Annotated in this window: 11 protein-coding genes; all 11 read right to left on the bottom strand. The window is 41.2% G+C overall.

Annotated features, from left to right (window positions below):
• Positions 1-2,114: hypothetical protein (locus QMD82_04910; GenBank protein MDI6851257.1), on the bottom strand; the 2,114-nt coding region annotated here is incomplete at its 3' end.
• Between the two features lie 31 nt (positions 2,115-2,145).
• Positions 2,146-3,504, bottom strand: a complete 1,359-nt coding sequence (locus QMD82_04905) for an HD domain-containing protein (GenBank protein MDI6851256.1) — start codon at positions 3,502-3,504, stop codon at positions 2,146-2,148.
• A complete protein-coding gene (locus QMD82_04900; GenBank protein MDI6851255.1) occupies positions 3,489-4,283 on the bottom strand; it encodes an inositol monophosphatase family protein in 795 nt (264 codons plus the stop codon). The genes QMD82_04905 and QMD82_04900 overlap by 16 nt, the downstream gene beginning before the upstream one ends.
• Positions 4,256-5,038 carry an HAD-IIA family hydrolase gene (locus tag QMD82_04895; GenBank protein ID MDI6851254.1) on the bottom strand — a complete coding sequence of 261 codons (783 nt, stop codon included), beginning with the start codon at positions 5,036-5,038 and terminating at the stop codon, positions 4,256-4,258. The genes QMD82_04900 and QMD82_04895 overlap by 28 nt, the downstream gene beginning before the upstream one ends.
• Positions 5,032-6,009: a beta-ketoacyl-ACP synthase III gene (locus QMD82_04890; GenBank protein MDI6851253.1), complete on the bottom strand. Its 978-nt coding sequence runs from the start codon at positions 6,007-6,009 to the stop codon at positions 5,032-5,034. The genes QMD82_04895 and QMD82_04890 overlap by 7 nt, the downstream gene beginning before the upstream one ends.
• 21 nt (positions 6,010-6,030) lie before the next feature.
• Complete coding sequence (locus QMD82_04885; GenBank protein ID MDI6851252.1) at positions 6,031-6,657, bottom strand: site-2 protease family protein; 627 nt, start codon at positions 6,655-6,657, stop codon at positions 6,031-6,033.
• Positions 6,654-7,112: a divergent PAP2 family protein gene (locus tag QMD82_04880; protein ID MDI6851251.1), complete on the bottom strand. Its 459-nt coding sequence runs from the start codon at positions 7,110-7,112 to the stop codon at positions 6,654-6,656. Before QMD82_04880 ends, QMD82_04885 begins: the two co-directional genes overlap by 4 nt.
• A complete protein-coding gene (locus QMD82_04875) occupies positions 7,113-7,997 on the bottom strand; it encodes a polyprenyl synthetase family protein (protein MDI6851250.1) in 885 nt (294 codons plus the stop codon).
• Between the two features lie 8 nt (positions 7,998-8,005).
• The gene (locus QMD82_04870) at positions 8,006-8,746 is read right to left on the bottom strand and encodes a ZIP family metal transporter (GenBank protein MDI6851249.1); all 741 of its coding nucleotides are present in this window, start codon (positions 8,744-8,746) and stop codon (positions 8,006-8,008) included.
• Positions 8,739-9,068: a hypothetical protein gene (locus QMD82_04865; GenBank protein ID MDI6851248.1), complete on the bottom strand. Its 330-nt coding sequence runs from the start codon at positions 9,066-9,068 to the stop codon at positions 8,739-8,741. Before QMD82_04865 ends, QMD82_04870 begins: the two co-directional genes overlap by 8 nt.
• Positions 9,046-9,774: a TrkA family potassium uptake protein gene (locus QMD82_04860; protein ID MDI6851247.1), complete on the bottom strand. Its 729-nt coding sequence runs from the start codon at positions 9,772-9,774 to the stop codon at positions 9,046-9,048. The genes QMD82_04865 and QMD82_04860 overlap by 23 nt, the downstream gene beginning before the upstream one ends.
• Between the last annotated feature and the right edge of the window lie 6 nt (positions 9,775-9,780).

Raw genomic sequence — 9,780 nt, 5'->3', positions numbered from 1 at the left:
TCAATGTAAGCGAAGTTTTTAGTATTGGGGTTTGGGTATGACCTTGCTATTTCGCCCTGAATTCTAAGAGTTGATGGTGCCTGAGTCTTATTAAAACTGACTTTATTAAACAAATCAGTTAGTTGGGGAACTTTTGTATCTAAAATTAAATCAAGTTCTCCCACAACACTTCTTGTAGGTTCACTTCCAATAGATGGCCTCTTTACGGGCGAAGACTCGGACCTGCCCATGAGACTGCCACCTATTTTTAAATCGGCAGTTAAAGGAACTTCAAACCTCATTCCCCAGAGGGATTTATCCTTTATACTGAAAAGAGGCGCATAATCAAAAGAGATATCAATCCTTGCATTTGGGTCTCTGAGAATGTTCTCATCATTTATAATGATTTTTCCCAAGCTGTAATCGATCGTGTAATCTTTTCCCCTCTCCAATACTCTACCGTTGTACTTTACAACCTCACTGTTTTCAAGGATATTACTCTGATTCAGGTATATCTCTCGGGATATTTGCCTCTTGATAACTTTTATAACGTATTTCGTTCCCTCACTATAAGAAAATCTCGTTTTTTTGTAGATTAAGGAATCCGGACTGCTCAGCGAATCATAAATAAACGGCCTGGAAATGGGAAAGATCAGAATTCCTTTATTTAGATCCAGAATATCAATAGTGTTCTGACCAACCTGCCTCACCAGGTCAACCTTTCCATCATTGTTTTCGTCAACTCCAAGAATATTAAGATAACTCCGTCCATTTTCCCCCCAAACTATCACGCCAGAGGAGTCCCTACCAATTTGAATATCGATATTCTCAGGAGTTATATAAGAAGCCCTTACATCGTATATGTTCATAAGCATTGTATTCCACAATTGAGCTTTCAAGGTGTCTGACCTGGTAAAAAGGGAATCAATGTAAAGAGGATAACTGGAAGGCTTCACCAACCTTAAACTGTCAAGAATCGTATCTGCCAAAACACCTACACGCCTTCCAGTACTCGTTTGGTAAGATACTGCAATAACGTAGTTTTCACCCGCTCTTGTGGCAAGTTCAAGAACTTTTGAATCCGGATAATAGATAAAATCTTCTCCATAGATAAGGGCTTTGAAATTCCCATACTCTTTGAGTGCGGAGTCGGGCAAGTACATCCCCGTAGCACTGTCATACCCATAGAAATAGGCAAATCCTGGTATTGTTTTTCCCGGCTGTATTCCCCTCTGCTCATCAATGAAGACCTGAATAGACACTATTGACTCGGCTTCAGGGATGTAGAAAAATCTGAATTTTTCGAAATCCTTCCCATAAAGCAAGAAGCTATCCTGCACTGCACCTCTTGAAAGACTCGTAGTTTGGCTTTCTCCTTTTTCCCTTGTAGCTATAGCCTGGATTTTTAAAGGACCAAATTGGAATAGAGAATTAAAGCCAAAAAGTCCCTCTTTTGTCTGGCCGGGAAAACTTGCAAATCGCGTTGATGGTAAAGTCACCCTCGTATCACCAAGTTCAATGAGTTTTACGACATCATCTTCCTCACCCTGAAATTTCACAATCACTTTATTTTTCGTCTCGTCCTGCCTCTCCGAATCGTGGTCAATGTTTACACTCAATTTGCTTCCAATAAAAGCATTTAAACTTAGCCTCAACTGTTGCTCCAGCTGGGGGTTAAAGTAACTTGAAGTTCCTTTACCAATGTAACTTAATGGATCATGGGTAACGTTTTTTTCAAAACTGAGTCTAACCGACTGGGTTCCGTCAATGTCAATCTTCGCACCTTCTTTGCCAAGAAAGGAAAAGGAAGGAGGCATGTAAACAGGAATTTGTATAGTAGGAATTACTCCTCTGCTACCTGTGGTTTTAGATGCAGTCTCTAAATTTTCGCTTTGCCTCTCAATAAGGTTTCTGTAGATAATCTCTCTTGTTCTCGCCATTTTAAAACGATCGTAGGAAACAGCAGAGTCTAAAACTATCTCTTCAGTCCCCTTGTACTTCCCGAAATAAACGAGGTTCTCCTCTACATAAACACTGTCAAAAATGCCATAACTGTTTCTGAGATACTGATAGAAGGGATCGTCAAATAAACCAAAAGAGAAAAGAAGTTGAAAAACCAAAACAAGCGAGTTCATTAGATAATGTTAATAAAAAAGTCGTGGATTTTCAAAGCGTACCGGACTCTTGCACATAATTTTTCCTAATGAAATCCAGTGCTTCTTCTTTGGAATGAATCCTCCCCTCTGCAATCAAATCATCAATCTCTGCAAGTATTTTTTTAAAAATGGGACCCGGCTTAAGTCCGAGCTCTATCAGATCATCCCCTGTAACCAGTCTTCCCTGGGTAACCTTTGCCTTCTCTTCAATAACTTTAATTATCTTTGCGCGAAATTCGTGGTACGGGAGTATACCTTCACCCCTTGGTGGTGAAGCAAGGGCGTCGGCAATAGCCATATCGAGAAGTGGAAAGGCCAGTTCTTCCATACGCCTTAAGTAGCGATTTACAGCTCGCTCAGTGAGAACCTGCTGAGCAGCCAGTAAATGAGGATACATGTGGTGCTTCACCAGTTTTTTTAGTGTATTTCTCTCTCTTTTTGACAGTTTTAATCTTTCAGCAATACTTTCAACAATTTCGGCTCCAACCCTATCATGACCATAAAAATGGGTATTCCCCTCTTCATCAAAACTAATCGTTTGTGGCTTTCCAATGTCATGCAACAAAACTGCAAGCTTAAAAATCCACCCAAGTTCTTTTTCATATTTTTCATCTTTCTCCACCAGAATTTTTTCAAAGTTTGCAAGGGCTTTAATTGTATGATATAGAAGGTTTTGTTCGTTATAGTATCGCTGTGAAGTATGCTTCATGGGAGAAAGTTCTGGGAAAACCGAAAATAGAACCCCGTCTTCAGCCATGAGTTCTATTGTCTTTGAAGAATTATCCGTCAGCAAAATAAGAAAAAGCTCATATCTTATGCGTTCACCGGCAACTATCTTAAAAGACAAAAGCGGAGAGAGCTCCTTCAAATAAAAACGTGTTTCAGGTCCGATTTCAAAACCGAGAACAGCGCTAAACCTGTACGCTCTCAGGATTCTCAAGGGATCCTGAATTAAATTTAAAGGACTAATGAGCCTTATAACTCTTTGCTCAATATCTTTCCATCCACCCACAGGGTCGATGATTTTACCACTCCTTAAATCCATTGCTATGGCGTTAACTGTAAAATCCCGTTTCTTCAAATCCTCATATATATCCTTACCCTTAACGGAAGTGATATCAAGCCAAAGATCCTCTGTAATGACAATTCTGTACTCCTCGTCTTCTTCTGAGAGAGGAAAAAGGGTAGATTCAGGATGTTTCCTTTTGTACAGTTTCAAAAAAGGATCTATATCACCCTCTAAAACCAGATCATAGTCGTTAATCTCCCTTCCAAGAATTGCATCCCTTAAAGAGCCTCCCACCAGATAGATTTTAAAGCTGTTTACAATCTCCTCGTCAATAGTAGGAATCTTTATGGCAAACTCCATCTTGCCTCCCTTAAAGCATCAAGTACAAGGGTAACCGCATCCTCTCTTCCCGCAACGATATTACCAGATCTCAAGTAATCATTTCCGCCGGAAAAATCTTTAACAACTCCACCCGCTTCTCTTACGATCAACGCACCTGCAGCAATATCCCAAATGGAAAGTCCATACTCATAGAATGCAGAAAAGATCCCTTCCGCGACATAACAAAGGTCAAGGGAAGCAGAGCCCAATCTTCTCACGTCTGAAAATTTTTTATAGAGCCTCTTAAAAACCTCATTCAAAAAATCAAACTTAGATTTTTCTCTAAATGGAAATGCAGTGGCGAAAAGAGTCCTTTCGATAGGTAGATTATTGTTGATTCCAATTTTCTTACCGTTTTTAAAAGCCCCTCTCCCTCTAAGGGCGTAAAAAAGTTCACTTTTAACAGGATTAAAGACAACACCTACAATAGGTTCTCCTTCCTCCAAAAGGGCGCAGGAGATTGCAAAAATGTCTATCCCCGAAAGGAAATTCTTTGTCCCATCAAGGGGATCAATAACCCAGGCGAGTTGGGCTACCTTTTTGCTACTCCCGGGTTCTTCACCAATAAATTGGTGGTCTGGAAACTCTTTCCATATTATGTCCTTTATAATTTCTTCCGTCTCTCTATCTACGAAAGAAACAAGGTCATTTGCTTTCTTCTCTTCGGCATGAATGTCGAGAACCTTTCCAAAGTGATCCCTTAAAAAATTCCCGGCTTCCCTCACAGCCTTTAAAGCAACCTGTAAATATTTTTCCATAATTCACCTACATCTTCAAAGACAAAATCGGGCTTAATTTCTTCTATCTGATCTTCGTTTTTGCGAACCCCTGTAAGAACGAGGATGGTCACCATCCCCATTTTCTTACCGAGTGCGATGTCCGTATCCAGTCTGTCACCCACAATAGCTGTGCTTTCTAAAGAAACTCCAAGCCTTTTAACAGCGTACCTTATTATGTACTCATTAGGTTTTCCAAGCACAAGGGGTTCTACTCCAACCACTGTGGTTATTGCATTTACGATGGCACCCGCTCCGGGAAGAAATCCTTCTGGAGTTGGAAAAGAAGAATCCCTGTTGCAGGCAATGAAAGTGGCACCCTTCTGGATTGCCAAAACCGCCTGTTTCAGTTTTTCATAAGTAACCTCTCGATCAAGTCCGACTATAACAAACTCTGCCTCCTTATAATCTTTCACTATCTTCCAACCAAGACTCTCCAGCTCTCTCAAAACGCCATCTTCTCCAATTACATATGCGCTGTGATGACCCTCATAATGCTCCCGTAAATAATCAGCAAGGGTATTTGCTGAAGTATAAATCTTAGAAGGGTTGACCTGAATCCCCATCTTTTCCAGTTTCTCTGCAACCTGTTCCGGGGTTCTCGTTGAATTGTTTGTTAAAAAAAGAAAGGGAATGTTATTTTCCTTTAAAAAATCAACAAGTTCCCTTGATCCCCTCACAGGCTGGTTGCCAATGTAGAGAGTCCCATCAAGGTCTATCAAAAATCCTTTTACCATCTCAGTAAGATCGCTCCATAGATAAATCCCGCACCAAAAGATACAAGCAGAACCCTCTGCCCTCTCTTCAAAAGGCCCTTTTCGTCCATTTCCGCAAGGGCAATAGGAATTGATGCTGCACTGGTATTGCCTGTCTTCTCAATGTTAATATACACCTTTTCCCGTGGTATTCCAAGTCTCTCCCTTGTGGCATCAATTATTCTTACGTTGGCTTGATGAGGGACAAGCCAGTCAATATCCTCTGACATTATACCAGCCTTCTCTAAAACTTTCTCAGCGGCTTCCTGCATTCCCATCACAGCATACTTAAACACTTCTCTCCCCTGCATCTTTATATAATGTTCTTTTCCACTTACAGTTTTTTCAGACGCAGGCTTCCTTGCTGCCCCAGCAGGGAGCATAAGTAACTCATGTACCTCGCCATTTCCCTTTAAATAAGAGGCAAGCACATCGCTCTCAGAATCATCCTTGGTTACTACTGCTGCACCGGCACCATCCCCAAAAAGAACACAGGTATTCCTATCACTGAAGTCCACAAGTCGGGAAAGGGTTTCTGCACCAACAATTAAGATGTACCTGTAATTTGGAAGAGATAAAAGCCCCCTTGCAATCTCAAGGGCGTAAACGAATCCAGGGCATGCTGCTTCTATATCAAAACACATGGCCTTCTTAGCGCCCAGTTTAGCCTGTAAAATACACGCTGTAGCGGGGAAAAGATAGTCTGGAGAGGCAGCGGCAACGATTATTCCGTCAATCTGCTGAGGCGTGATACCAGCTTTTTTTAAGGCCTTTAAGCTTGCTCTATAAGCAAGATCAGAGGTAGCCTCATCGGGACCAGCTATATGTCTTTCCTTAATGCCTGTCCTTTCCACTATCCATTCGTCGGAGGTTTCAACCATTTTCTCAAGGTCTTCATTTGTAAGTATTTTTTCAGGTAAATAAGACCCTATTCCCAAAATTCTGACACCCACCTCACACCTCCAAAGAAAAGTTTAAAGATTCAAAGGCAAAAGATGACCAAAAACTAATCGCGTGAAAAATTTTACAGTAATGCTTATGTACATTCCCAAAAGTGGAAAACCGAGAGCTGAAAGAACAACCAAAATCAGAAGGATGTAGTATCCATATTGCCTCATGAAGTTCTTAAACCCTCCAGGGGGAAGAAAATACTCAAGGACATGCCACCCATCAAGAGGAGGAATAGGAATTAAATTAAAAAAAGCTAAAGCGGCACTGATCACTACAAAGTTCACAATCATCGCCCCGAAAGTTGTGTAAAGCAAGAATCTGTACGCAAATATTCTCAACGTAAAACCTACAAGAAACGCTGAAATAAGATTTGAAAATGGACCAGCCAGTGAGACCAGCACCACATCTCTCCGAGGATTCCTCAAGTTGTATGGATTAATGGGAACCGGTTTTGCCCATCCAAAATGAAGAAAAAGAAGCGCAACAAATCCAACGGGGTCTATATGTGCGAGGGGATTTAATGTGAGTCTGCCCTTCAAACGAGGGGTAGGATCCCCCAGTTTATAGGCCACATACCCATGAAAATATTCATGGATAGTTAACGCAAGAAGAATACCTGGTAAGACAAGAAGAAAATCAAGCCACCTCATACCCACCTCATCTTGATATAAATTAATGAAAGAAGAATTCCCAAAATTGCTCCTACCAAAACCTCCAAGGGAGAATGGCCAAGGAACTCTTTTAACTTCTCTCTGCCAAGGGCCTTATTTTTTCCCATTAACTCTTCTACTATGATATTTAGAAGTTCGGCATGTTCTCCCGCCGCCCTGCGAATGCCTGCAGCGTCATACATAATGATTAGACTGAAATACAATGTGATACCGAATATAGGAGAACTAAAACCATAATGCTTTCCAGTGATCACTGAAAGACAGGAAACGGCAGCGGAATGGGCACTGGGCATTCCTCCGGTGCTGAAAAGCCAGGAAAAGGCAGGCCTCTTCTCCTTAATGCTGTAAATCACAAATTTTATCATCTGAGCGATGAAACCAGTCAAGAGAGGGAGTAGCCAGAAGGGATTTGAAAAAATTTCTTTTAAAACCAATCACTTCCTCCTGGAAAGAAAATAATCCGCAAGTCCTTCTAATAATTTGCTTTTATCTCCCAGAATACTCTTAGCCTCCACTTTAATATCCCTTACCAGTTCCCTCGCTACATCATAGGACCTTTCAAGTCCCAACACGGAGGGATAGGTGCACTTTCCCCTTTCTCTGTCTTTCTTAGCTTTTTTACCAAGCTCTTCGTCCTCTGCCGTTTCGTCAAGGATATCATCCACGATTTGGAAAAGCAGACCCAGTTTTCTTCCAATTCTTCTGAAACCTTCCACAATAGATTCGTCAATCCCTGAGCCTATAGCTCCAATTACAATGGAGGCCTCAATAAACCGTGCTGTCTTCCTTAAATGGATATTTTCAACCAACCTTTGAGTGTGAACCTTTCCCTCAGCCTTTAAGTCCAGCACCTGTCCTCCAATGACTCCGTCTACGCCAAGTGCATCCACAAGCTCATTTAACATCTTAATTTTAATCTCTGCACTTAACGGGCCTTTTAAAAACAACCCGATAGCCTCAATAAAAAGGGCATCACCAGCAAGAATCGCCATAGCTTCACCATATACCCTGTGATTTGTCGGTTTTCCACGACGAAAGTCGTCATTATCCATTGCAGGCAGATCATCGTGAACGAGTGTGAAAGTATGGATCATTTCAAGGGCACAAGCCTGAGGTAAAATTTCTTCCTCCTTTTTTCCACCACACAGTTCATATCCCAATATGCACAGAACTGGGCGCAGCCTTTTGCCACCAGCGAAAAGGGAATATCGCATTGACTCCCTTAGTAAGGGGACCCCCTTAGCATTCTGGGGAAAAAACTCCTCCAACTTTCTGTTGACGAGTTCACTTTTTTGTTCTATGTACTCTAAAATCTCCACTTACCCCCCTAAAAAAGGTTATCCAAAAGGGTCATTACTACAAAGCCCAACATAAAAGAGAAGGTTGCAACCTTCTCTGAACCATGGGTGTGGGATTCAGGAATCATTTCATCACTTACAACGTAGACCATTGCCCCTGAGGCAAAAGCCATAAGGTAAGGTAAAAGCTTTGAGAAAAGTATTCCGAGGGAAACCCCCAAAAGACCAGCTACTGGCTCGACCATTCCAGTTAGAAACGCTATAAAAATCGCTCTACTTCTGCTCATACCGAGGCTGAAGAGGGGTAGAGCAACCGCTGCACCTTCAGGAATGTTCTGCAAACCTATAGCTACTGCGAGGGAAATTGCAGAGGGGGAAATACCTTTTGCAAAAGAGATTCCAACTGCCATTCCCTCAGGAAAATTGTGAATTAACATCGTTAAAAGAATAAGTGATACCATTTTAAGTCTTGAAGAAGGGCCCTCCAGTCCTTTTATAAAATGCTCGTGAGGAATAATAGTATCCAAGAAATCGACAAAAAAAGCTCCAAAGAGAAAAGCCAAAAGCACTGGAATAAGGACACCTTTACTGAGAGCGGGAATAAGAAGGCTGAAAATAGAGGCAGAAAACATAATTCCACCAGAGAGTCCAAGGAACAAAGGCATACTCTTGGGACCAAATTTAACCTTTAAAATAAGAAATAAAGCACCAAGGGTTGTAGCGAGACCAGCAAACAAAGAAGCTAAGAAGCCAGCTAATACGCTATTCACCCTGTTCTTCCAGACCTGACAATTTTCTAAGGTGGTTTAATGTCTCTTCGTCATCTGGTTTTATTTCGAGACTTTTTAAGAAGTATTCCCTGGCAAGTTCTTCGTTATTAACCATTTCCTGGAAAATCCCCATCGCCTTATAGTACTTAAGTTTTTCCTCTTCCGATTTAACCTGATTGGATTCAACCCTACTTAATAGCTCGCTTATGCATTTTTCGGCTAAATCAAAATTTCCTTCAAAAAGAGACTCTTTGAAGAATTCAAAGAGTTCCTCATTAGAGTAGGTTGAAATCTCTTTTTTACTCGGCTTCTTTTGAAACATAGTTTACAAACTTCTCAATGTTTTCACGAGTTCCTATCACAATGAGCTTGTCAGTCCTTTCTATTTCAAACCCACCATCGGGTAAGACGTATGTGACGGTTTTAGTAGAAACACCGATTTTTGTCCCATCCTCAGGTTCGGAGCCATCTCCCACAACAATTGGTTCATTCCTCTCAACGGCAATGACATAAAGACCGAATTTTTTTCTTATCTCAAGTTCACTCAGTGACTTCTTTTGGAAATTTCTCGGGACATCAACAGTGGATATCATGACATTCTTCTTCCTGAGGAGGTCTGCAAGCTCAACAGTTCCCCACATTATACTCATAGCCAGTCTCTCTGCGGACTGTTTTTCGGGCTGAATAACCCTGGATACCCCAAGCCGGGATAAAATTTTTGCATGCACATCATTTGAGGCTTTAGCATAAACATTTTTAATCTTTCTATCCTGCAATATTTGTGCAGTCAAGATTGATGCTGAAATTTCAGAAATGCATAGGAAAACGTAATCAAAGTCCTCTAAATTTAAGCGAGCTAAGGCTTCCTCTTCTGTACTATCAAGAATTACCGCTTGGGAAACCCTGTCTTCCATTCCCTTTATTTTATTTTCGTTTTTATCCACCAGAACAACAGTGTGATTTTCCCGCATAAACACTTCTGCTAATGACCTTCCAAACCTTCCAGCACCGATAACAAGAATGTTCATATAAAT

The organism is bacterium (genome assembly GCA_030019025.1).
GTDB lineage: Bacteria > Hydrothermota > Hydrothermia > UBA1063 > UBA1063 > UBA1063.
This window is presented reverse-complemented; position numbering and strand designations above follow the sequence as displayed.

Excerpts from the sequence above, each read along its gene's own strand:
- QMD82_04905 (MDI6851256.1), bottom strand. The coding sequence starts at position 3,504 with ATGGAGTTTGCCATAAAGATTCCTACTATTGACGAGGAGATTGTAAAC.
- QMD82_04900 (MDI6851255.1), bottom strand. The coding sequence starts at position 4,283 with ATGGAAAAATATTTACAGGTTGCTTTAAAGGCTGTGAGGGAAGCCGGG.
- QMD82_04895 (MDI6851254.1), bottom strand. The coding sequence starts at position 5,038 with ATGGTAAAAGGATTTTTGATAGACCTTGATGGGACTCTCTACATTGGC.
- QMD82_04885 (MDI6851252.1), bottom strand. The coding sequence starts at position 6,657 with ATGAGGTGGCTTGATTTTCTTCTTGTCTTACCAGGTATTCTTCTTGCG.
- QMD82_04865 (MDI6851248.1), bottom strand. The coding sequence starts at position 9,068 with ATGTTTCAAAAGAAGCCGAGTAAAAAAGAGATTTCAACCTACTCTAAT.
- QMD82_04860 (MDI6851247.1), bottom strand. The coding sequence starts at position 9,774 with ATGAACATTCTTGTTATCGGTGCTGGAAGGTTTGGAAGGTCATTAGCA.